General features: G+C 60.3%; 18 protein-coding genes. 11 read left to right on the top strand and 7 right to left on the bottom strand.

The window, feature by feature from the left end; translation table 11 throughout:
* Window positions 1–58 precede the first annotated feature (58 nt).
* Window positions 59–3,766: a trifunctional transcriptional regulator/proline dehydrogenase/L-glutamate gamma-semialdehyde dehydrogenase gene (gene putA, locus CUJ84_RS28340; RefSeq protein WP_105008946.1), complete on the bottom strand. Its 3,708-nt coding sequence runs from the start codon at window positions 3,764–3,766 to the stop codon at window positions 59–61.
* Between the two features lie 27 nt (window positions 3,767–3,793).
* Window positions 3,794–4,000 (bottom strand): hypothetical protein, encoded by a 207-nt coding sequence (locus CUJ84_RS28335; RefSeq protein ID WP_105008945.1) that lies wholly within the window; start codon window positions 3,998–4,000, stop codon window positions 3,794–3,796.
* 150 nt (window positions 4,001–4,150) lie between these two features.
* On the opposite strand from CUJ84_RS28335, the gene CUJ84_RS28330 reads away from it, so the two are divergent.
* Window positions 4,151–4,645 (top strand): Lrp/AsnC family transcriptional regulator, encoded by a 495-nt coding sequence (locus CUJ84_RS28330; RefSeq protein WP_105008944.1) that lies wholly within the window; start codon window positions 4,151–4,153, stop codon window positions 4,643–4,645.
* 66 nt (window positions 4,646–4,711) lie between these two features.
* Here the strand turns inward: CUJ84_RS28330 and CUJ84_RS28325 are convergent, their stop codons facing one another.
* Window positions 4,712–5,092 (bottom strand): winged helix-turn-helix transcriptional regulator, encoded by a 381-nt coding sequence (locus CUJ84_RS28325; RefSeq protein WP_105008943.1) that lies wholly within the window; start codon window positions 5,090–5,092, stop codon window positions 4,712–4,714.
* 158 nt (window positions 5,093–5,250) lie between these two features.
* Here CUJ84_RS28325 and CUJ84_RS28320 point away from each other — a divergent pair, with 158 nt between their 5' ends.
* Both CUJ84_RS28320 and CUJ84_RS28315 read left to right on the top strand, forming a co-directional pair.
* Window positions 5,251–5,643, top strand: a complete 393-nt coding sequence (locus CUJ84_RS28320; protein ID WP_105008942.1) for a DoxX family protein — start codon at window positions 5,251–5,253, stop codon at window positions 5,641–5,643.
* Window positions 5,644–5,683: 40 nt separating this feature from the next.
* Window positions 5,684–6,430, top strand: a complete 747-nt coding sequence (locus tag CUJ84_RS28315) for an SDR family NAD(P)-dependent oxidoreductase (RefSeq protein WP_105008941.1) — start codon at window positions 5,684–5,686, stop codon at window positions 6,428–6,430.
* Between the two features lie 83 nt (window positions 6,431–6,513).
* Here CUJ84_RS28315 and CUJ84_RS28310 read toward each other — a convergent pair whose 3' ends face one another.
* A complete protein-coding gene (locus CUJ84_RS28310) occupies window positions 6,514–7,410 on the bottom strand; it encodes a LysR family transcriptional regulator (protein WP_105008940.1) in 897 nt (298 codons plus the stop codon).
* 94 nt (window positions 7,411–7,504) lie between these two features.
* Here CUJ84_RS28310 and CUJ84_RS28305 point away from each other — a divergent pair, with 94 nt between their 5' ends.
* The 3 genes from CUJ84_RS28305 to CUJ84_RS28295 are packed head-to-tail and all read left to right on the top strand — an operon-like array spanning window position 7,505 to window position 9,954.
* A complete protein-coding gene (locus CUJ84_RS28305; protein WP_105008939.1) occupies window positions 7,505–8,692 on the top strand; it encodes an MFS transporter in 1,188 nt (395 codons plus the stop codon).
* Window positions 8,693–8,723: 31 nt separating this feature from the next.
* Window positions 8,724–9,470 carry an SDR family oxidoreductase gene (locus tag CUJ84_RS28300; protein WP_105008938.1) on the top strand — a complete coding sequence of 249 codons (747 nt, stop codon included), beginning with the start codon at window positions 8,724–8,726 and terminating at the stop codon, window positions 9,468–9,470.
* Between the two features lie 13 nt (window positions 9,471–9,483).
* Window positions 9,484–9,954 (top strand): cyclophilin-like fold protein, encoded by a 471-nt coding sequence (locus CUJ84_RS28295; protein ID WP_105008937.1) that lies wholly within the window; start codon window positions 9,484–9,486, stop codon window positions 9,952–9,954.
* Window positions 9,955–10,087: 133 nt separating this feature from the next.
* Here the strand turns inward: CUJ84_RS28295 and CUJ84_RS28290 are convergent, their stop codons facing one another.
* Window positions 10,088–10,984, bottom strand: a complete 897-nt coding sequence (locus CUJ84_RS28290; protein WP_105008936.1) for a LysR family transcriptional regulator — start codon at window positions 10,982–10,984, stop codon at window positions 10,088–10,090.
* A 129-nt stretch (window positions 10,985–11,113) separates the two neighbouring features.
* Here CUJ84_RS28290 and CUJ84_RS28285 point away from each other — a divergent pair, with 129 nt between their 5' ends.
* On the top strand, window positions 11,114–11,971 hold the full coding sequence (locus CUJ84_RS28285; protein WP_105008935.1) for an NmrA family NAD(P)-binding protein: 858 nt from the start codon (window positions 11,114–11,116) through the stop codon (window positions 11,969–11,971).
* A gap of 125 nt (window positions 11,972–12,096) precedes the next feature.
* On the opposite strand, the gene CUJ84_RS28280 is transcribed toward CUJ84_RS28285, so the two are convergent.
* A complete protein-coding gene (locus CUJ84_RS28280; RefSeq protein ID WP_105008934.1) occupies window positions 12,097–13,134 on the bottom strand; it encodes a class I SAM-dependent methyltransferase in 1,038 nt (345 codons plus the stop codon).
* A 230-nt stretch (window positions 13,135–13,364) separates the two neighbouring features.
* On the opposite strand from CUJ84_RS28280, the gene CUJ84_RS28275 reads away from it, so the two are divergent.
* Window positions 13,365–15,311 (top strand): putative bifunctional diguanylate cyclase/phosphodiesterase, encoded by a 1,947-nt coding sequence (locus CUJ84_RS28275; RefSeq protein ID WP_105008933.1) that lies wholly within the window; start codon window positions 13,365–13,367, stop codon window positions 15,309–15,311.
* Between the two features lie 265 nt (window positions 15,312–15,576).
* A complete protein-coding gene (locus tag CUJ84_RS28270; protein WP_105008932.1) occupies window positions 15,577–17,229 on the top strand; it encodes an acyltransferase in 1,653 nt (550 codons plus the stop codon).
* A gap of 11 nt (window positions 17,230–17,240) precedes the next feature.
* Here CUJ84_RS28270 and CUJ84_RS28265 read toward each other — a convergent pair whose 3' ends face one another.
* A complete protein-coding gene (locus CUJ84_RS28265; RefSeq protein ID WP_105008931.1) occupies window positions 17,241–18,128 on the bottom strand; it encodes a LysR substrate-binding domain-containing protein in 888 nt (295 codons plus the stop codon).
* A 110-nt stretch (window positions 18,129–18,238) separates the two neighbouring features.
* Here CUJ84_RS28265 and CUJ84_RS28260 point away from each other — a divergent pair, with 110 nt between their 5' ends.
* Complete coding sequence (locus tag CUJ84_RS28260; protein ID WP_105008930.1) at window positions 18,239–19,492, top strand: aromatic ring-hydroxylating oxygenase subunit alpha; 1,254 nt, start codon at window positions 18,239–18,241, stop codon at window positions 19,490–19,492.
* Entirely contained in the window at window positions 19,482–20,573 is a 1,092-nt protein-coding gene (locus CUJ84_RS28255) for an FAD-binding oxidoreductase (protein WP_105008929.1), read from the top strand. The genes CUJ84_RS28260 and CUJ84_RS28255 overlap by 11 nt, the downstream gene beginning before the upstream one ends.
* Window positions 20,574–20,617 lie beyond the last annotated feature (44 nt).

Raw genomic sequence — 20,617 nt, 5'->3', positions numbered from 1 at the left:
TGATCGGCGCCTGCAATATGCGGACGAGAGCGCATTTTCTGCGCCCTCGTCCTGTTACTCAGCCAATGGCCATGAGGCTCGCATTGCCGCCGGCAGCCGCGGTGTTGATCGACGTCGACACCTCCTCCAGCAGCCAATTCAGGCAATAGGCCTCCGGATCGCTCGCCAATTCCTCGGTCGTCGCGGCCTGGACCAGCAGAAGCGGGCCGGGCAAGTGAGCGATCTTCTGATTGACGGCCAGAACCCTGTCGCGATCCCCTTCGACGAGCGCGCCTGAGAACGGTCCGTCCTTTTCCCAATCCGAGGTCCAGGAAATCCGGCTGGCGACAGCCGCCGGAAGATCCGCCAGGACTGACTTCGATAGGGAACCTGCGTCCACGACGATGTGGTTGCCGGTCGACAGGGCTGCGGCGATCTGGCGATGAAGCCCGCCTTCCGTCTGCGGCACGACGAGAATACGGCCGCGGGGATGGAGCGCGTAGAGATTAAGCTCGCCGACCGGACCGGTGAGTTCGCGTTCGAGCCCGAGTGCCGAGCGGCTCGCATATCCACGCGCCGCTTCTCCCTCGCCCGACAGGCCTTTCTTGTCGAGCCAGACAATGTAGTCACGAAGGGCGAGGTCCGTATGAACGGAATCCTGCTGCGGCGGCACGGGCGCACGCTGCACCAGCCGGCCGATATAGAGCGGACCGCCGGCCTTCGGACCCGTTCCCGACAAACCACGGCCGCCGAAGGGCTGCACGCCGACGACGGCGCCGATGATGTTCCGGTTGACGTAGAGGTTTCCAGCCTTGATGCGACTGGTCACATGCGCGATTGTTTCATCAAGCCGGGTGTGAAGCCCGAATGTCAGACCATAACCCGATGCGTTGATGTCGTCGATCAGACGGTCGAGCCCGTTTCTCCTGAAACGGATGACATGCAGCACCGGCCCGAAGACCTCCCTCGTCAGGTCCGACAGCGACTTGATTTCGATGATCGTCGGCGGAACGAAGGTCCCCGCCGCCGCACTTTCCGGCAGCCGCAGTTGATCCACCGCACAACCGGCACCACGCATCTTCTCGATATGCTGGTCGATCTCCGCCTTTGCGCTGTCGTTGATGACAGGGCCGACATCGATGCTCAGCCGATCGGTACGGCCGATCGTCAGTTCGCGGAAGGCGCCCTTCAGCATGTTGAGGGTCCTGTCGGCGACATCGTCCTGAAGGCAGAGAACCCTGAGCGCCGAGCAGCGCTGACCGGCGCTATCGAAAGCAGAGGCAATGACGTCGGCCACCACCTGCTCGGCCAATGCCGAGGAGTCGACGATCATGCCGTTCTGACCGCCCGTTTCGGCGATCAGCGGAATCGGCCTGCCGCTCGCCGACAGCCGTTCCGCCAGCTGCGCCTGGATCAAGCGGGCAACTTCGGTCGACCCGGTAAACATGACGCCTGCCGTCTCCTCCGCCCCGACCATGCCGGCCCCAAGGCGGCCGCTGCCGGGCACGAACTGCAAGGCACCGACAGGCACGCCCGCCTCGTGGAGGATCTTCACGCTTTCCGAAGCGATGATCGGCGTGACGCCGGCCGGTTTGGCAAGCACGGGATTGCCTGCCACCAAGGCTGCGGCGACCTGCCCGGTGAAAATCGCCAGCGGGAAATTCCACGGGCTGATGCAGACGATCGGGCCGAGAGGCGCATGCGAGGGGCCGAGGGTCTTGCGAGCCTGTTCGGCATAGTAGCGCAGGAAGTCGATGGCCTCACGCACTTCGCCGACGGCATTGGCCGCGGATTTGCCGGCCTCGCGCATGACGATGCCCATCAGCGTCCTGATGCGGGCCTGCATGATGTCGGCCGCCCGCTCCAGGCAGGCGGCACGCTCGGCCGGCGGCACGGCCGCCCATTGCGGCGCATGCTCCGCCGCCATGCGAACGATGCGCGCTGCCTCCTCGACCTTCACTTCGGTCACCGTGCCGACGACATCCCGGTGATCGGCAGGATTGAGAACATCCCGCGTCACCCCATCCGCAGAGCCGTCGGCAAGGATGGGAAGTGCGTGCCACGGGGCAGCGGCCGTGGAGGCGAGCGCCTCAGCCAAATCCGAAAGGGTGGCCTCGTTCGAGAGATCGAGACCATCGGAATTGGTCCGGGCGTTACCGTAAAGAGCCTTCGGCGCGGCGATCTGCGCGTGGGGCGCGCCCACGACAGGCATGGCTGCGACGATTTCGGCGGGATCGGCGATCAGGGCCTCGACCGAGACATTCGGATCGGAGATGCGGTGCACGAAGGAGGAATTGGCACCATTTTCCAGAAGGCGTCGAACCAGATAGGCGAGCAGCGTCTCATGTGTTCCCACAGGCGCATAGATGCGGCAGGGCCGGTCCAGTTTTTCCTTCCCGACGACCTCGTCATAGAGAGGTTCACCCATGCCATGCAGGCATTGGAACTCATATTTGCCGACAGCGAAATCAGGACCCGCCAGACGATAGATCGTGGCGAGCGTCTGCGCGTTGTGGGTGGCAAATTGCGGGAAGACCGCATCCGGAGCATCGAGCAGCTTGCGCGCGCAGGCGACGTAGGCGACATCGGTGTAGATCTTGCGGGTATAGACCGGATAATCGTCGAGACCATCAAGCTGGGCCCGCTTGATCTCCGCATCCCAGTAAGCGCCCTTGACGAGACGGACCATGACCCGGCGCTCCGAGCGGCGCGCGAGATCGATGATGTAGTCGAGGACGAAGGGGCAGCGCTTGCCATAGGCCTGCACGACGAAGCCCAACCCGTTCCATCCGGTGAGCTCGGGGGCAAAGCAAAGCTCCTCGAGGAGGTCGAGCGAAAGCTCGAGCCGATCGGCCTCCTCCGCGTCGATATTGAGGCCGATATCATAGGTCTTGGCGAGAACGGCCAGCGCCTTGACCTTCGGCAGCAGCTCGCTCATCACCCGGCCGGCCTGCGACCTGCTGTAACGCGGATGCAGGGCCGAAAGCTTGATCGATATGCCCGGGCCGTCATAGATGCCGCGCCCGTCCGAAGCCTTGCCGATGGCGTGGATCGCCTTTTCGTAATCCCGGTAATAACGCTCGGCATCGGCGCCCGTCGTGGCCGCCTCGCCCAGCATGTCGTAGGAATAGCGGAAGCCGCGCGCTTCCAGCGGCCGGGCGCGCTTCAGCGCCTCTGCGATCGTTTCGCCGGTGACGAACTGCTCGCCCATCATGCGCATCGCCATGTCGACGCCGCGACGGATGACCGGCTCGCCGGCCCGCGCGATCAGCCGCGTCAACGCCGCTGACAGGCTTCGGTCGTTGACTGTCGAAGTCAGCTTGCCGGTGACGACGAGACCCCAGGTGGCGGCGTTGACGAACATGGATTTTCCGCCGCCGATATGGGAGGTCCAGTTGCCCTCGGCAATCTTGTCGCGGATCAGCGCGTCCCGGGTTTCGGTATCGGGAATGCGCAGCAGCGCTTCGGCGAGGCACATGAGCGCCACGCCTTCCTGGCTGGAGAGCGAGTATTCCTGCACCAGCCCTTCGACACCGGTCCCCTTGTGCTTGGCGCGCAACGCCTCAATCAGGCTGCGGGCCGTACTGCGAATGTCATAGCGTTTTGCCTCGGAGACACGCGCTGCGGCAACGAGCGGCGGCAGGCATTCGGTTTCCGGCCGGCGATAGGCTGCCGTAATGGCCTGGCGAAGTTCGGATTGCGGTCGGATCGGTGGAGCAAAGCCGGAAAAAGGCGCGCCGTCGGCCGGATCATTGGAGGGGGCGGGGTCGATCGCTGCGTTCAACATGAAAGTACCTATCAATCGATATGTGGTTTAACGGATGAACGAGATGCCGGGCTCGTCGTCCCACTGTGCATCGTCCGTGCAGGCGGGGCCGGAATATTCCGTCTCTCGCAGCGGGCGCGCATCCGGTCTGTCGCGCTTGAGGGTGAGCGCCGCGGCCACGGCCCTGATCGCCAGCGGCCGGTAGTGAGCGAGCAGGTCCGGCGTCCGATCGTCATCCGCTTCTTTGTTATGCATGTATGATCCCCGTTTTGAGCGCGGCGCCGATACCGATTTCAGCACTCTTCTGCCCGGCCTACAATCTACCACAGCCTCAAATCGCGATCTCACTTGATTTCAGCCGTTTCCAGGCTGTATGAACTTATTAATTCATCCTCGAGAGTTCGAATGGCCGCTGAAACCGACATCTTTAGTGAATTGGACCAGTTCGACAGAAAGATCCTCGCTGCACTCGCCGAGGACGGAAGGCTGTCGATCACCGATCTGGCCGCGCGTGTCGGATTGTCGAAGACGCCATGCCAGATCCGCTTCAAAAGGCTGATCAGCGACGGATATATCGAAGGCTTCAAGGCCATCCTCAATCCGTCGAAAATGCAGCTCGACCACATTGCTTTCGTCGAGGTAAAGCTCTCCGATACCCGCGAGCATGCGCTGAAGAGCTTCAACGATGCCATCAAGAAGATCGGGGAAGTCGAAGAGTGCCATATGATTGCAGGCAGGTTCGATTATCTGCTGAAAATCCGCACCCGAGATATCGGCCGCTACCGTCGGGTTCTCGGCGAGCGTATCTCGACGCTGCCTCACGTTGCCAGCACATCGACGAATGTCGCCATGGAGACGGTCAAGGAAGGCTGGGACAAGTCCGGTTCGAGTTTTTCGTGAATGTGATCCGTGGGAGGCTATGACGAGCTGCCGGTGAGTTGCCGTAGCAATCCACCCACAGCCAGTTCAGCCATCTCTCGCTTTCCGACCGCGTGCGCTCGGTTTCACCGGCACGCTCTTGCCATACTCATTCCACCATGCCGTCAAAGCCTCCATGGTGGGGCCGAGGCCCCGCGCTTTTTGCGTGATCTCATATTCGACGCGCGGAGGAACCTCCGCAAAGATGGTGCGGGACACGAGCCCGTCTGCTTCGAGCTCGCGGAGTTGCACCGTCAGCATGTGTTGGGTGATGCCGGGAATAGCCTTTCTCAGTTCGCCAAACCGGTAGACCCGCTGATGGAGCAGCCACATGATTTCCAGCTTCCATTTGCCGGAGAGCAGCGCGAATGCCCGACGCATCTCCTCATGCATATTGATTTCGCCATCGGCCATGGTCTGGTTTTCCATACTAACTGCAAGTAATTCATCCTACTTGCAAAGATAAACCTTAGACGACATTTTCCATCCATGCATCAGGGGGCGCAGTAAAAGGAGCGCCCCTCACATAGAAACCGACAGACTCGACGAGAGGAATGTTGCTGCCTGGGCAGCGACAGGGATGAACTATGCTTGAATTTTACGGATACTGGATCAGCACGGCACTTCTATCCGCGCTCTATCTCGCTTCAGCCTACATGTACGCCACAAGGAAACAGTGGGTTCGTGAAGCGCTGACGGAACTCGGATACAGCGCGAACAGCCTCGTTCCGTTCATGATCATTGTTAAGGTCTTCGGCCCGATCGCAATCCTTTCGCGCGTCAGCGTGCCGCTCAGCGATCTCGCCTATGCAGGTATCTTCTTTCATCTGCTTCTGTCGGGTCTGGCGCATATCGGCGTTCGAAAACCTGTCGGTGCTCTGCCAGCGGCGATCGGCCTGGCGCTGCTGATCACCTCGTTCATGACGCAGAACGACGTCCGCGACGTCCCTTCGCCTTACGTCCAGGCCGCTGCCCTCTGATGCCTCGATGAATCCCAAGCCTTATCAAATGGAGATACACATGGGTCGACTTAATGGAAAAGTTGCCATTGTCACCGGCGCAAGCCGCGGCATTGGCCGCGCCACCGCAAAGCTGTTTGCGGCCGAAGGCGCGAAGGTCGCAGTTCTTTCGCGGACATCCGAAGGCGTCGAACGCGTTGTCGCGGATATCGTCGAAGCGGGCGGCGCAGCACTCGGCGTCGTCTGCGACGTCGGTGAAGCCGATCAGATCACGGCCGCGGTGGACAAGGTTGTCGCCGCATACGGCCGCATCGACATTCTGGTGAACAATGCTTTCGATGGTTCTGCGGTCTTGTCTTCGGTCATCGACCTTTCGGTCGAGCAACTGCAACGGAACTTCGACACCGGGCCGATCGCGTATCTGCGCTTCATGCAGGCTTGCTATCCTCAACTCAGAGAAGGCGGAGAAGGGCGGATCATCAATTTCGGTTCGATGGCCGGCACCGTGGGGTTGGCTGGTTACGGTCCGTACAACATGGCCAAGGAGGCGGTGCGCGCGCTCACTCGCACCGCGGCACGCGAATGGGGTGCCGACAAGATCACCGTGAACAACGTTCTGCCGATCGCGGACACCTGGGGCGCCGAGCAAAGGGATATCCCTCCCCCGACAAACGCGCTCGCTCGTTTCGGCTCGCCGGAACACGACATTGCCCCGGTGGTGCTGTTCCTGGCCAGCAAGGATTCCCAATTCATTACGGGATACAGCCTTACCCCCGACGGCGGCGCAATCATCGACAGCGCCCGGTAAAAGCCCTCGGCAACCTTTGATAAGCAAGGGACGCAGCGTGCTGCGCCCCATTGTCCGGCAGAGCCTCTCGACATGAGCGTTGGTTACCGATGCCGGTAGCGAAAGGCTTCGACGAAGGCGGAGAAAGCAGGGGATGGATGGCGCCGGCTGGGGTAATAGAGATGATACCCTTGGAATGTTGGCGCCCAGTCGGCCAGCACTTCGTTCAGTTGACCGCTGTGACAATATTGCCGGACGAGCTCCCTCGGCACATAAGACAGCCCCGCGCCATCGAGAGCGGCATTGATCGCCGGCCCTATGTTGCTCATCACGAGCTGGCCTTCCACACGAACGCTGAACTCGCGGCCATCCTTTTCAAACTCCCAGGCATAGAGAGCGCCTGACGTTGGGAGACGCAGGTTGACGCAATTGTGGTCCGTCAAGTCATGCGGGGTCGAAGGCACAGTGCGGGCCGCAAAATATCCGGGTGATCCGACCACGGCGTAGGAGATATCGGGTCCAATGCGAACGGCCACCATGTCGCGCGCAATCGCTTCGCCGAGCCGCACGCCGGCATCGAATTGGCGCTCCACGATATTTGTGAAACCGTTGTCGACGATGAGTTCCACGGTGATATCGGGGTAATCCCGTAAGAATGCCGGCAGCCTCGAACGGAAGACCAGCTCCACGGCATCATCGGGACATACGAGGCGGACTGTGCCCGAAGGCTTGTCGCGCAGCGCGCCGAGGGCGCTGATCCCGGCGGCGATGCTCTCGAAATGCGGCTGGATAGTTTCCACGAGACGCGCACCGGCCGCCGTGGGAGCCACATCACGCGTCGTGCGGGAGAGAAGCCGGACGCCGAGCCGTGCCTCGAGCGCGCTGATAGTATGGCTCAACGCCGAGCGCGTGACTCCTAACTTTGATGCAGCGCGCGTGAAACTCCGCTCTTGAGCCACCTCCAGAAACGCACGCATTTCCGTGAACTCGTCGCGCCGCATTGTTGAATCTCCTTCATCACGACGTTCAGATTATAACTTCTAGTCGCGCAAAACCAGTCCGGCTATCTATCTGGCAACGGACAGGAGAACATGAATGACCGTCGAGTTGACATTGAATGAGACCTCACTGACAGACGACACGGCGACCTCATGGTCTGCTGTGACCTGTCTCTCGCTTCTCACTTTCCTTCTGGTGGGGTTGGAATTTCTCCCTGTGAGCCTTCTGACCCCGATCGCCAGGGACCTCTCTGTGTCAGAGGGGCAAGCCGGATTGGCGATCACCGTGTCGGGGGTCTTCGCGCTTGTCACCAGCCTTTTCGGCAATGCAGTCTTGGCGAGGATCGACCGGAAGTCTGTCGTCTTGCTCTATACGGCGGTTCTTGTTGCATCGAGCTTAGCGGTTGCCCTCGCACCCAACTTCCCTGTCTTTCTCGTCGGGCGGTCCCTGGTCGGCGTTTCGATCGGCGGCTTCTGGTCGCTGTCGACGGCTATTCTGGCACGCCTGGCTTCGGACCGCGACCTGCCCAAGGCCATTGCGCTTCTTCAAGGTGGCACCGCATTCGCCCTCGTCCTTGCCGCGCCGCTCGGCAGTTTTCTGGGCGGGTTGATCGGATGGCGCGGAACCTTCTTCATCACCGTGCCAATCGGAGTTGCCGCGCTCGTCTGGCAACTGGTCGTCCTGCCGAGGATGCCGGCGACATCAACCGTCTCGGTGGCCAGAATATTCGGGCTGCTGCGCAATCGCACATTCGCGATTGGAATGGCGGCGACCGCTCTCGCCTTCATCGGCCAGAACGCGCTGTCCATTTATCTTCGTCCGTTCCTCGAAGGCGTCACCGGACTGGAATTGGATGTTCTGTCCATGGTGCTTCTCGGCCTCGGCATCGGCGGACTGGCTGGAACCTCCGTCATTGGCTTCGTCGCCCGGCGCCACCTCCTGCTCGTTCTCGTAGGCCTGCCGGCTGCTCTTTCGGTCCTTGCCCTGCTGCTGATCGCTCTCGGGTCGTTCGCGGCGGTTACCGCATCCCTGCTTGTCATGTGGGGATTTTTCTCGACGCCGATTCCAGTCGCCTGGAATACCTGGATGGCCGCTATCGTTCCCGGTGAATTGGAAGCGGCAGGTGGGCTGCAAGTGGCGCTGATCCAACTCGCCATTGCCGGCGGCGCTTTCGCTGGCGGCATGCTGTTCGACACCGCGGGATGGCGGAGCACCTTCCTTCTGGCCGCCTGCCTTCTCGCCGGTTCGGCTGCCCTCGCCGCTCTGGCCGGCCACCGTTCCTGAACCTTCAGAAAACCCAAATCAGGAGATCATCATGTCCCAAGGAATTGAAAACAAAGTGGTCGTCATTACCGGGGCAAGCAGCGGGCTTGGCGAAGCCACCGCGCGTCACCTCGCTGAGCGTGGCGCTTCGGTCGTCCTCGGCGCTCGGCGTAGCGACCGCATCGCTAAGCTGGCTGAGGAGCTGGCCGCCAAGGGCTATAAGGCCAAGGCAGTCCAAACCGACGTCACGGACCAACATCAAGTCAAGACGCTCGTCGACACGGCCGTCAACGCGTTCGGTCGCATCGACGTGATGCTGAACAATGCCGGCCTGATGCCACTTGCGCCGCTCGAACGGCTCAAAGTTGACGAGTGGGATCGCATGATCGACGTAAACATCAAAGGCGTGCTCTACGGCATCGCAGCAGCGCTTCCGCACATGAAGGCGCAGAAATCGGGGCACATCATCAACGTGTCCTCCGTCTACGGCCATGTGGTCGATCCGGGCGCCACCGTCTATTGCGCGACGAAATTCGCCGTGCGCGCGCTCTCGGAGGGGCTGCGGAAGGAAGTGAAGCCATACAACATCCGCACCACGATCATTTCACCTGGCGCAGTAAGCACCGAACTCCTCGAACACATCAGCGAAAAGGACATCCAGGCGGGCACCAAGGCGTTCGTCAGCAAGATCGCAATCAGCGCGGACACGTTCGCCCGAACGGTCGCCTTCGCGGTGAACGAACCAGACGATGTCGACATCAACGAAATCCTGTTCCGGCCCACGGCTCAACCTGTCTAACGCGAGGCGTGCTATGTCGATGACATCTAAGTTCATGAGCCGTCGCGCGGTACTGGGCGGAACTTTGGCCGCCGCCGCTCTACCTCTCGTGGCGCAAGGGCAAGACGAACACCGCCCGGCGAGTCCCGAGGCGACAGACGTCAGGATCAGGATAGGCTTCAACAATCTAACCCTGACAGCGACACTCTCCGACAATCCGACGGCACGCGATCTCGCTTCCATGCTGCCCCTGAACCTCAAGATCGAGGACTACGGCAGGAACGAAAAGATCGTCCATCTGCCGCGCAAGCTGACCGAAGAAGGCAGCGGTGCTTTCGGAAACGAGCAGCCGGGCGACCTTTGCTACTTCAAACCGTGGGGTAACCTGGCCCTGTTCTACGCGGATTACCGCTGGGACGGGCTGATCCGGCTCGGCCGCTTCGACAATGGCTTCGAGCCGTTGCTGATGCGCGGCCAGTATCCGGTCCGCATAGAATGCATCTGACAAGGGCTTTATGGCCGGAGATATCAATTCGACTTCCTCCCAAGCATCAAAGAACCCCATAGACGATAAATTTCCAGAACCAGAAACCGCGGCCGGCTTAAGCCAGCAGAGGCGCTCGACGGGGCGCCTCCGTCTATTCGATGATCTCGACGCAGAAATCTATAAAGGCCCTGACCTTAGCCGGAACATGCTGACGCGAGGGATAGAAGGCGTAGAGCGGGAATGTCTCGTCCGACCAGTCGGGAAAGAGGTTCACGAGTTGCCCATTGTTCAGATAATCCGCCATCCCGAGTGAGAAGACTTGCGCGATGCCTATCCCCGCAAGGCAGGTCGCCAAGGTCGTGCCGGCATCGTTGACTAAAATGCGGCTGCGGGTCTCGATCGAGACGACCTTTTCACCCCGCCGAAGCTCCCATTCGAAAGGCCTTGCCGTCAGCGGGTCCTGGAACTGGATACAGGTATGCTCGCTCAAATCCTGTGGACGGCTCGGCCGGCCATGGCGCTCCATATAAGCGGGAGCCGCAATCGTGATCACGCGCGTCTGCATCAACAGGCGCGAAATAAGCGACCGCTGTGCAGGCTCGCCAAAGCGCACCGCGACGTCCATGCCATCAGCAACAAGATCGCCGATCTCGTTGCGGGTGATGACCTCGATCTCGATATCCGGATAACGATCGAGGAAGGCGCCGAGCCGCGGGCCGAGCACAAGGCGTGAGAAATATGGGTCGACATTGACTCGCAGTCGGCCACACACCGCCTGTCTGGCGCCAACAGCTGTCTGCGCAGCCTCTTCGATGCCGCTCAAGAGTGGGGCCACCTGTTCGTAGAACCGCGCGCCGTCATCGGTGAGCCGCATCGAGCGTGTTGTCCGGTCGAGCAGCCGCAGACCGATCCGCCCCTCCAGTCGGGAAATGGCGCGGCTGACACCCGACGCCGATAGTCCCATCAGCTCCGCCGCCCGCGCGAAACTTCCGCTCTCAATAACGGCGGCCAGTACGCTCACGCCATTCAATAATCGTCCGTCAAACATCGCGCATCCGTGATTTTTAGTCACCAATCATGTGACAGAAGCGCGCTTCAGTCAAATGCTGCCAAAGGACATGATCAGCATAACAAACCGCCAACCTGCTGGCGGTGCAGGAAGCAAAGGAGTCTAACCATGTTTGTGATCACCGGAGTAACAGGCCAAGTCGGAGGCATTGTCGCCGCGCGTCTGCTGAAGGCGGGGGTGCCGATACGCGCCGTCGCGCGCAATGTGGAGAAAGCAGCGGAATGGAAGGATAAAGGCGCGGAACTGGCCTTGGCCGAGATGACTGACGCCGATGCGCTCACCAAGGCTTTCGCCGGCGCCGACGGCGTCTTTCTGCTGATCCCGCCGACCTTCGATCCGACCCCCGGCTTTATGGAAGTGCGCGCTGTCATTGCGGCCCTGAAGACCGCGCTTCTTTCGTCTCGTCCTGCCAAGGTCGTTTGCCTCTCGACCATCGGCGCGCAGGCCAGAGAACCTAACCTCTTGAGCCAGCTCGGTCTCGTCGAACAGAAGTTATCTGCCTTGCCAATGCCGATCGCCTTTCTGCGTGCCGGCTGGTTCATGGAGAACACGGCCTGGGATATCGCGCCGGCGCGCGAGACTTGTGTCCTCTCGAGTTTCCTGCAGCCGCTCGATCAGCCCTATCCGATGGTTTCTGTCTTCGACGTCGGAGCCAAGGCGGCAGAACTGCTGCAGCACGAGTGGGTGGGCAAGCAGGTCGTCGAGTTGATGGGGCCAGAGGGCGTCACGCCCAACGATATCGCCGCTGTCCTATCGTCCATCCTCGGCAAACCCGTCCGGGCGGAGCCGGTCGCCCGCGACACCTGGGAGCAGATTTTCACCGATCAGGGCATGCAGAACCCCCTCCCGCGGATGCGTATGATCGATGGCTTCAACGAAGGCTGGATCCGGTTCGAGGGCGAGCCGGTGAAGGGCACGACCACACTGGACACAGCCATAGGACGTCTGATTAGCCCCGGCCGATAAACAGCCGAAAGGCCGTGGCGAAGAGCAACCACGCCCTTTCTCATGCAGCCTCTGATAGGGTCGCCCCCGGATTTTGAACTAACGGACTAGCCGAAGACTACCGGATTGGACGGCAGACATGCGGCCTAATGCGGTTTTTGAATTTCACAGTAGACAATGCTGCGGTTTGAGCCGGACCAAACAGACACCTTCACATCCTCACCGGTTACGCTTTCACTGGCGATCAAGCCCATCTCTGGTTCTGACCGCAACAGCAGCGCCCAGTTCATAAATGTCTCCATATAGCCATCGACGTCCGTTTCCGGAGAGAAGTTGGCGAATAGGAATGTGCCGCCAGGCTTCAGCATGCTGACACACTTCCTGGCCAGCCTTACGGCTACCGCGTCCGGCAAATAGTCATAGAGACCCGCGGCATAAACGAAATCGAACATTCCCAGCGCATGCCTTCCACCGAGCAAGGATTTGACCGACCCGTTCACCGCTTCGACTGAGGTGCCGGCGAAATCGCGGGTGACGGTTCCAACGCTCATCGGGTCTTGATCCAAAGCTACCCAGCGTCTGATCCCGCCGGCGCCGAGAGCGCGCGACAAAGGCCCCTCACGAAGATGCCCCGCCGCGATGGCCAGGACTTCGGTGGAACCAGGCCGGGCCGAAGCGATTTCGTCAACGCGGCGAGCCAGAATGTCTCGACGCTCCCTTACCGCGACGGATGACGACGCATTTCGAGTGTAGGCGTAGATCGAACGTCCCAAGTTACTGGCTGATAAGACGGCATCCTCAATCTCAGGTCTGCCGTAGATGAAGTCGAGAAGGCGTGCGTCGCCAGAATAGCCGCGCGGCTTTTCGAACGACCAGCGGGTCAATGGATCTTGATGGAGATAGTGAGCAACCGGATGAGATTGCGCGATCGGAACGATGACGTCCCACACCTCCGGATGAAAGCGCCGCCGTATCTGATGCAAGGCGTCGGCAAGACGCTCGATTATCGCATTAGGCTCGACGCCGGATTTGAACTGACGGATCGACACGTCAAGGCTGAGGGCAAGCTCGGCTCTGGCAACGATAAGGTGGCCGGGATCTGGGGCAGCAACCCTTCTTGCCGCCCGACGAATTTCACCTGGCGCAACAAGACTTTCACCGTCTAAGACCAGGCTTTGTTCCATTTCGAGACCCCTTTGACATAGCGTTAAGCATAATCAACCTCGAAATAGGATGCGACTAGAATCTACACGGGATAAGAGTATTTCTACTATTGCGGGTCAGATCCTATCCCTCTAAGAGTGCTCAGCAATAAGACCAATCGGGTTCAGGTTGCAGAATGTAACTTTGGAGGGCGCCGAAGTATGGCTTACTTTTTACCTTCTCTATATCGTTGCCAGGCCGGTGTTTTTGCATGAGCGCGGCTTACGCTAATGTGCGGCGCGACGAATTGATCGTCAGCTTCTCATTTGCCGAGGCCCTCAAGTCTCTGGAAACTGAAAATGATGCTGCCCGAAGGCGGAGCTCACGGCATGGTCTTTGGATCGCGGTCGTCGTTTATGTGGCCTTCGCACTTCCAGATCGATGGCTTATCCCGGACGTTGCGCCTGTGACGATCGCCGCGCGATTCGTCATTGCAACGATCGCGCTGCTGGCTTTCGAAACCTTGCGACTGGCAAATGCGAAAACCGTCTGGCTTGACATCACATGTGCCGCCGCACTGCTTGTGGGCTATGTGGGTTGGCTTTATCCGGCGATTGCCACCCGCGACGTCACCGCCATGTCATACTACATGATATTCGGCGCCATCTTCATGATGGGCGCCAACCTCTTTTTCAGTTTCCCGTTTCGGCTTTCGGTGATCACCTCGAGCCTCGTCCTCTGCGCATTTTTCGTTACCATCGAGGAATTTTTTCCTTCAAGCCAAACCTATAAGCTTGCCTTCGGGCTGTTCTACATTTCGTGCTTTGCCTTCACGTCTTTCGTCAATTGGCGATTGAACGTGGAGCGTCGAAACGTGTTGCTGAACGCGGCGGAAGCTCGCCACCAGCATTGGGAAGCGTCCGAGCGCGGAAGGTCACTGCTCGAGCTTTCACATACCGACTACCTGACGGGCATAAGCAACCGGCGCGCTGTGGATCGGCGACTCGACGAATGCTGGGCCGCCTGGAAAGACGAACGCCGCGACTTCTCCGTGTTCCTCATCGACGTCGACTTTTTCAAGCGCTTCAATGATCGCTACGGACATCAGCAAGGAGACCGTTGTTTGACGGTCATCGCCAATGCGCTGAAGGCGGTTGTAGAGTCGTCTGATGGCATGATCGGCAGGTATGGTGGCGAGGAGTTTATCGTGGTCATGCCGGCCGCCCTCCCCAAGGTCGCGATGACTCTCGCCGAGAAGATCAGAATGGAAGTCGAGTCTCTTGCCATTGCTCACGACGAGCGACCAGATGATATGTCGATCGTAACCGTCAGCATCGGCGTCGCCTTCACCCGCGAGAAAGTTGGAGAGAAAGTTGAACGAATAGTCCGTGAAGCCGACCTCGCTCTCTACAACGCCAAAGCAAGTGGCCGAAACTGCATTCGCAGTTTTGATCCGTTTTTGCCTCGCCCCGACGACCATGCTGGCAAACTCGTCCCGCTGCTGGCGGCCGCCATCGATCGCAAACTGGTCTCGCTCGTGTACCAACCGATCTTCGACGTGACGAATGGGAAAGCAAGGGCTGTCGAGGCTTTGATGCGCCTCAGGATGCCGGATGGCACGGCGGTTTCGCCGAAGACATTCATTCCGGTTGCCGAACGAAGTGGCGCTATCCTCGAACTGGGCAGGTGGGCGATCGAGACGGCATGCCGTGATATACTGATGACCGATCGCATGGCGACGGTCAGCGTCAACGTGTCGCCGATACAGCTGCGTTCCCCCGGCTTTGCTGCCAGTGTCGCTGATATCCTTGCTCGGTGCGGGGTCTGCGGGTCGCGACTAGCCTTGGAAGTCACCGAGGGCCTGGACATGGATATGCAGTCTGAGGTGCTGAAATGCATTGCCGATCTGCGGGCACTCGGCGTCGAGATCTGGCTTGATGACTTCGGCTGTGGTTTCGCGGGCCTCTCTTGGCTGAGGGCAATCGAGTTTCAGACGGTCAAGGTCGACAGAACCTTCCTGCACGACTGCTCGAACCCACGCGGTTTGACGATGCTTCAGGACATGATTGCTCTCATCCGCAATCGCGGGAATACGATCCTGGTGGAAGGCGTCGAAACTGCAGCACAATTTTCCCTTCTCAAGGATCTTCGCATCGACCGCGTCCAGGGCTTTCATATGGGAATGCCGGTTAGCGCTGAACTTCTGAGCGCGGCATAACTCGACCTCAAGGTTTCCAGATGGCTCAGCACGTTGCCGATGATCGGTGCGTGGTGCATGACGTCTCTGCAAATCGCGAATTCGGACGCATCGGTCGCCGGGAGCCCGGACCCGATCAAAGCAATTGGAGCCATTTCAACGAGGGCTGCGCCGTCATTGCCGGAAGTCTTGCTTTTGGACGAATCAGGCCGTCTGATGAAGCGAGGCAATTGATCGCTGAAGGCAGACGATTATTCGGCGGTTGAACCTGGGAATGAGGAGCAGGATGGATCACGTCAATAGCCAGCAAACCTCCGCGAGCGAAGAAGGGGAAGCGCGCAGGCTTCAATACCTGACCTGGGAACACATTGCGTCTGACCTCCGTCATCCGGCCCACCTTGCCCGCAAGGCGGAGCTCAGGAGATCATGCGGTGCGGAACTGGCCGAGACGTCCTACATTGCCGAGCATGCCGCAATCTTCACCGAAAGCCTGACGATGGGCGAGCGGTCGTGGATCGCCGGGCATGCGCTCGTTCGCGGCCATGCGACCCTCGGCGACGATTGCACCATCAATCCCTACGCCTGTGTTTCCGGAACGGTGACGTGCGGTCATGGCGTGCGGATCGCTTCGCATGCATCGATCGTCGGCTTCAATCATGGCTTCGACGATCCGACCGTTCCTATACACCGCCAGGGCGTCGTCAGCATCGGCATCGTGATCGGCGACGATGTCTGGATCGGCGCCAATTGCGTGATCCTCGATGGCGCCACGATTGGAAACGGCGCGGTGATCGCCGCCGGAGCTGTGGTCACGGGGGACATTCCCGCCATGTCGATTGCCGGTGGCGTGCCGGCCCGGGTGCTGCGGAGCCGGGGCTCGGCGCCGAAGAGATCCGGCACTGGCGACATCGAAGATCAATTGGTCAGGCTCGGCCGGAAAGCGCAGGACCAATGGCCGGACATTCTGGCACGCTGGAAAACGCAAGGGTCCTATGAATCGCTGGAAGCAGACGGCATCCGCAGACCAGCGATCCGGCACCTCTGCGATGCAATCGAGATCGCTGCCGGCTTCGGCCACCTGCCGCCCGATCTCGATGCGGCGGAGACCGTCGAGCGTCTCCAAGGTCTTCAGGACCGAGACACCGGCCTTTTCCCGGAAGAACATGCGCGCATGCATGGCAAGGCGCTGAGGGATGATCCAAAGGCGCTCTATAACGTCCTTGCGGTTGGCTATGCACTTGAACTGCTTGGTTCAGGTCCGCGCCAGCCGGTCCATGCGGTCGAGCTCGAGGCCGGGGAACTGGATGAATGGCTGAGCGCCCTGCCCTGGTCGACCCGGGCATGGCACGCCGGAAGCGTGGCCGATGCGATCGGCACCGCCATGTACTTCAATGCGAAGTATTTCGGCATCAGGCATTCACGGCAGGCGCTCTTCGAATGGCTAAGCCGCAATGCCAACAGCGTTTCGGGGCTCTGGGGTGAACCGACCGCGGCGGAAGGATGGCTTCAACCGGTAAACGGCTTTTATCGCCTGACGCGCGGCACCTATGCCCAGTTCGGCGTGGCACTTCCCCACCCGCAGGCCTCACTCGAAACGGTTCACCTCAACTACCGCAACCACAAGGGCTTCGTTGCGGCAAAATACAATGCGTGCAACCTGCTCGATACGATTCATCCTCTGCTGCTGATTGCCAGGCAGACCGACTACAGACGGGCCGACGGCGAGACGATCGCCCGCAAGGTCATCTCAAGGGCGCTGGATAGATGGCGGGATGGCGAGGGATTCCCGTTTGCCGATGGTGGTGAACCGAGCTTGCAGGGGACGGAAATGTGGCTTTCCGTCATTCACTTGGCGGCTGATTTTCTGGGCCTGGCAGATCACTTCGCCTTCGTCCCGAAAGGCGTTCACCGGACGGCAACCGTAGGGCTGGGTTTGTGACCACGCTTTGATCAACCGTGCAGTGATGCCGTCAGCCAGGCGGCGGCAAGGTCGCGTGCGTTGCTTCGCTTGGCTTTGACGGGTACGATCACGTTGTAACGATCCTCCGCGGCAAGCTCGCCGCCGTCGACCTGCACCAGGGTTCCATCCTCCAGAAAGGTGCCCACCAGCATCCGCCATCCCAAGGCAATCCCTTGGCCTGCGCGCGCGGCTGCGATGGTTTCGGTATAGTGGTTGAACCGAAGCGACGGCTTTACCTCGAGGTTGGCGCCGGTCAGCGAAAACCACTGCGCCCAGCTATACCAGGAACGATCAAGGACGTCCGTTTCGATGAATTCGTCGACGGAGCCGAGCGCCCCATCTCCTCGACGCCTGAGATAGTCGGGAGAGCAGACGGGGCAGATGACGTCGCCGCGCGAGGCGATGACGGTGCCATCGCTGAAGGGGGGCACACCATATCGAATTGCCACATCGACTTCTCCGTCGTCGAGAGCGATCGGGCTGTCCTGGGATATCACTCGCACCAGGATGCCCGGGTTCGCCCGGCGGAATTCGGCCAGCCGCGGCAGCAGCCAAAAGGAAGAGAATGCAACGGTCGCCCCTATCGTCAACACGTCCTGGCTGCGCGACTGGATCGCTTCCACGCTCTCGGCAATATCGGCAAAGCTCTTCGCCAGGGTGGCTCCGAGGTTGATGCATGCCGTTGTCGGCTCGATCGCTCGGTGCTTGCGCACGAACAGGGGTTGGCCGAATTCCTCCTCCAGCAATGCAATCTGCCTGCTGACCGCCGCCTGCGTGACGCCCAATTCGGTCGCGGCCGTGGTGAAGCTCTTCTTTCTGAGCACCGCCTCCAGGGTCACCAGTGCCGTTAACGACGGGATCCGTCTTTTAAAGTGCATCACAGAACTCTCACCGCATGATAAAAACTTATGCGAACCTAATTTTTTATGCCGTTGAAACATCGGCACTGCAAGGGCAATCTGAGGAAACTCTCGCATAAGAGGTTCTGATGCTAAACAAGCTCCCGTCGTCCATTTCTGCCCTTCTAGACGCTCGTGCCAACGGTCACTCTCTGCCGGCCGGTCTTTACGTCAGAGAAGACGTGTTTGAAGCAGACATCGACGTCTTCTTCCACAATCACTGGATCTGCGTCGGTCTCGATTGCGATGTCCCCGAACCCGGTGACGCCACGGTGATCGATATCGGCAAGACGAGCCTGATCCTTCTGCGTGACGACGACGGAGAAATTCGCGTCCTGCACAATGTCTGCCGACATCGCGGGTCCCGCCTTCTCGATCCGGGCAAGACGATCGTCTCAAAACTCGTCTGTCCCTATCACACCTGGACATACGAACTGACGGGTGAGCTCAGCTACGCGCCTCACATGGGCAAGGACTTCGACAAGGAGTGTCGGAGCCTTAAGCCCGTCACTTTCAAGTCGATCGGCGGACTGATTTATGTCTGTCTCTCCGACAATCCACCCGAGGACATCGCTCTCCTCGAACAGGCCATGACCGAGCGCCTTGCCCCCTACGACATCCGGAACGCAAAGGTTGCCTTCCAAACCGATGTCATCGAGGATGGCAACTGGAAGCTCACGATGGAAAACAATCGCGAATGCTACCATTGCTCCGCGAACCATCCGGAGCTCTGCGTCTCCTTCGTCGATCTCGACTTCGGCTTCGACCCGGAGACGCTGAGCCCGGAGGATCGCGAGCAGGCCGAGGAACATTTCAGGCTATATGAAGAGCAGACGAAGGCGTGGGAGTCTGACGGCTTCCCCTCGGCTGCCGTCGAGCAGCTCGCCGATTGCGCCACCAACTTCCGCACCCAGCGGCTGATCATATCAGGCGCCGGTGAATCCCAAACCCACGATGCCACCGCCGCATCCTCCAAGCTTCTCGGCCACATGACCCGCAAGGATCTCGGCGACATGCATCTTTGGGGCCACAACAGCTGGAACCACTTCATGGGCGATCATGCCGTGGTGGCAACCGTCATTCCGCTCTCCGCAGGCAAGACGCTGGTCAGAACCAAGTGGCTGGTCCACAAGGACGCCGTCGAAGGCGTGGATTACGATCTCGACAAGCTGACGGATGTCTGGGTCGCGACGACCGACCAGGATGCCGATCTGGTTGCCCGCTCTCATGCCGGCGCGACGGATCCCGCTTACCAGCCGGGCCCGTATTCCCGCTTCTCCGAGACGAACCTCGACAAGTTCGCCAACTGGTACATCGACCGGATGCGCGCCCATGGATACTAGGAGCCCGCAGACGCCCGCAGCCAGGGCCGCCCTTCATGACGTCTGGAATCCCGAGGAAGACGACGCGCTCGTCTGCCTCGACGTCCAGCAGGAGACCCACGACGTCAAGACATTCACCTTCGCATCGCGTGAAGGCAAGCGGTTCGCGTTCAAGGCCGGGCAGTATTTTCTGTTCGACCTCGAACACAATGGAGAGGCTGAAAACAGGTGCTACAGCATCTCCTCCTCGCCGCATCGGACGAACGCCTTCTCGGTGACCGTAAAGCGCGTTCCCGGCGGAAAGATCTCCAACTGGCTTCATGACAACCTGGTTCCAGGGGCAACCGTCAAGGCGAATGGGCCGCTTGGCCATTTCGTCAGGCCCGAGACCTCGAGACCGAAGCTTCTGCTGCTGTCCGGCGGTTCCGGCATTACGCCTGTCATGTCCATTCTGCGTGAGATCGCCGACAGTTGCGAACCTGCCGACGTCGTCTTCATGCATGCCGGCCGGACACCGCAGGATCTGATCTTTCGCGACGAACTGGCCTGCATCGCCCGCAGGCTGAAAGGCCTTCGCCTCCATTTCCTCCCGGAGACCGTTGCCGGCGAGCCGTCCTGGCCCGGCCTGGCCGGTCGCATTTCGAAAGACTATATCAGGCTAGCCGTTCCCGATATCGCCGAGCGAACCGTGATGTGCTGCGGCCCCGCCCCGTTCATGGCCGCCGCGCGCGGTATTGCCGCCGAGCTCGGTGTCGCCGCCTCGAACTACCTGGAGGAAAGCTTCGACGCCGCGGTCGTCGACGAACCCGAGATCCCCGCGGTTCAGGAGGCAGCTGCCAAGGTCTTTCAGGTCACCTTCTCGAAACAGGCCCGCAGCATCGACGTCTCCGGCGATCAGAGCGTGCTCTCTTGCGCGAAGAAGGCGGGCGTCAGGATACCGTCGTCCTGTGCGAACGGCGTCTGCGGCACCTGCAAGTCGAAGCTCGCCTCCGGAACCGTCGACATGAACCACAATGGCGGAATTCGTCAGAGGGAAATCGACGCCGGCTTCTTTCTGCCCTGCTGCTCGAAGCCGCTCAGCGATCTCGTCATCGAGCGCTGAGCGCCTGGTAACGTCGCGTCACCACTGACAACAGGGATTCACTG

The organism is Rhizobium leguminosarum, from assembly GCF_002953715.1.
Classification (GTDB): Bacteria; Pseudomonadota; Alphaproteobacteria; order Rhizobiales; family Rhizobiaceae; genus Rhizobium; species Rhizobium leguminosarum_V.
This window is presented reverse-complemented; position numbering and strand designations above follow the sequence as displayed.

Bases quoted from the DNA above. Each gene is read 5' to 3' on its own strand.
- CUJ84_RS28320 (WP_105008942.1), top strand. From the start codon at position 5,251: ATGCTTGAATTTTACGGATACTGGATCAGCACGGCACTTCTATCCGCG.
- CUJ84_RS28290 (WP_105008936.1), bottom strand. From the start codon at position 10,984: ATGTTTGACGGACGATTATTGAATGGCGTGAGCGTACTGGCCGCCGTT.
- CUJ84_RS28270 (WP_105008932.1), top strand. From the start codon at position 15,577: ATGGATCACGTCAATAGCCAGCAAACCTCCGCGAGCGAAGAAGGGGAA.
- CUJ84_RS28295 (WP_105008937.1), top strand. From the start codon at position 9,484: ATGTCGATGACATCTAAGTTCATGAGCCGTCGCGCGGTACTGGGCGGA.
- CUJ84_RS28325 (WP_105008943.1), bottom strand. From the start codon at position 5,092: ATGGAAAACCAGACCATGGCCGATGGCGAAATCAATATGCATGAGGAG.
- CUJ84_RS28315 (WP_105008941.1), top strand. From the start codon at position 5,684: ATGGGTCGACTTAATGGAAAAGTTGCCATTGTCACCGGCGCAAGCCGC.
- CUJ84_RS28335 (WP_105008945.1), bottom strand. From the start codon at position 4,000: ATGCATAACAAAGAAGCGGATGACGATCGGACGCCGGACCTGCTCGCT.
- CUJ84_RS28285 (WP_105008935.1), top strand. From the start codon at position 11,114: ATGTTTGTGATCACCGGAGTAACAGGCCAAGTCGGAGGCATTGTCGCC.
- CUJ84_RS28265 (WP_105008931.1), bottom strand. From the start codon at position 18,128: ATGCACTTTAAAAGACGGATCCCGTCGTTAACGGCACTGGTGACCCTG.
- CUJ84_RS28255 (WP_105008929.1), top strand. From the start codon at position 19,482: ATGGATACTAGGAGCCCGCAGACGCCCGCAGCCAGGGCCGCCCTTCAT.
- CUJ84_RS28275 (WP_105008933.1), top strand. From the start codon at position 13,365: ATGAGCGCGGCTTACGCTAATGTGCGGCGCGACGAATTGATCGTCAGC.
- CUJ84_RS28305 (WP_105008939.1), top strand. From the start codon at position 7,505: ATGACCGTCGAGTTGACATTGAATGAGACCTCACTGACAGACGACACG.
- CUJ84_RS28310 (WP_105008940.1), bottom strand. From the start codon at position 7,410: ATGCGGCGCGACGAGTTCACGGAAATGCGTGCGTTTCTGGAGGTGGCT.
- putA (WP_105008946.1), bottom strand. From the start codon at position 3,766: ATGTTGAACGCAGCGATCGACCCCGCCCCCTCCAATGATCCGGCCGAC.
- CUJ84_RS28300 (WP_105008938.1), top strand. From the start codon at position 8,724: ATGTCCCAAGGAATTGAAAACAAAGTGGTCGTCATTACCGGGGCAAGC.
- CUJ84_RS28280 (WP_105008934.1), bottom strand. From the start codon at position 13,134: ATGGAACAAAGCCTGGTCTTAGACGGTGAAAGTCTTGTTGCGCCAGGT.
- CUJ84_RS28330 (WP_105008944.1), top strand. From the start codon at position 4,151: ATGGCCGCTGAAACCGACATCTTTAGTGAATTGGACCAGTTCGACAGA.
- CUJ84_RS28260 (WP_105008930.1), top strand. From the start codon at position 18,239: ATGCTAAACAAGCTCCCGTCGTCCATTTCTGCCCTTCTAGACGCTCGT.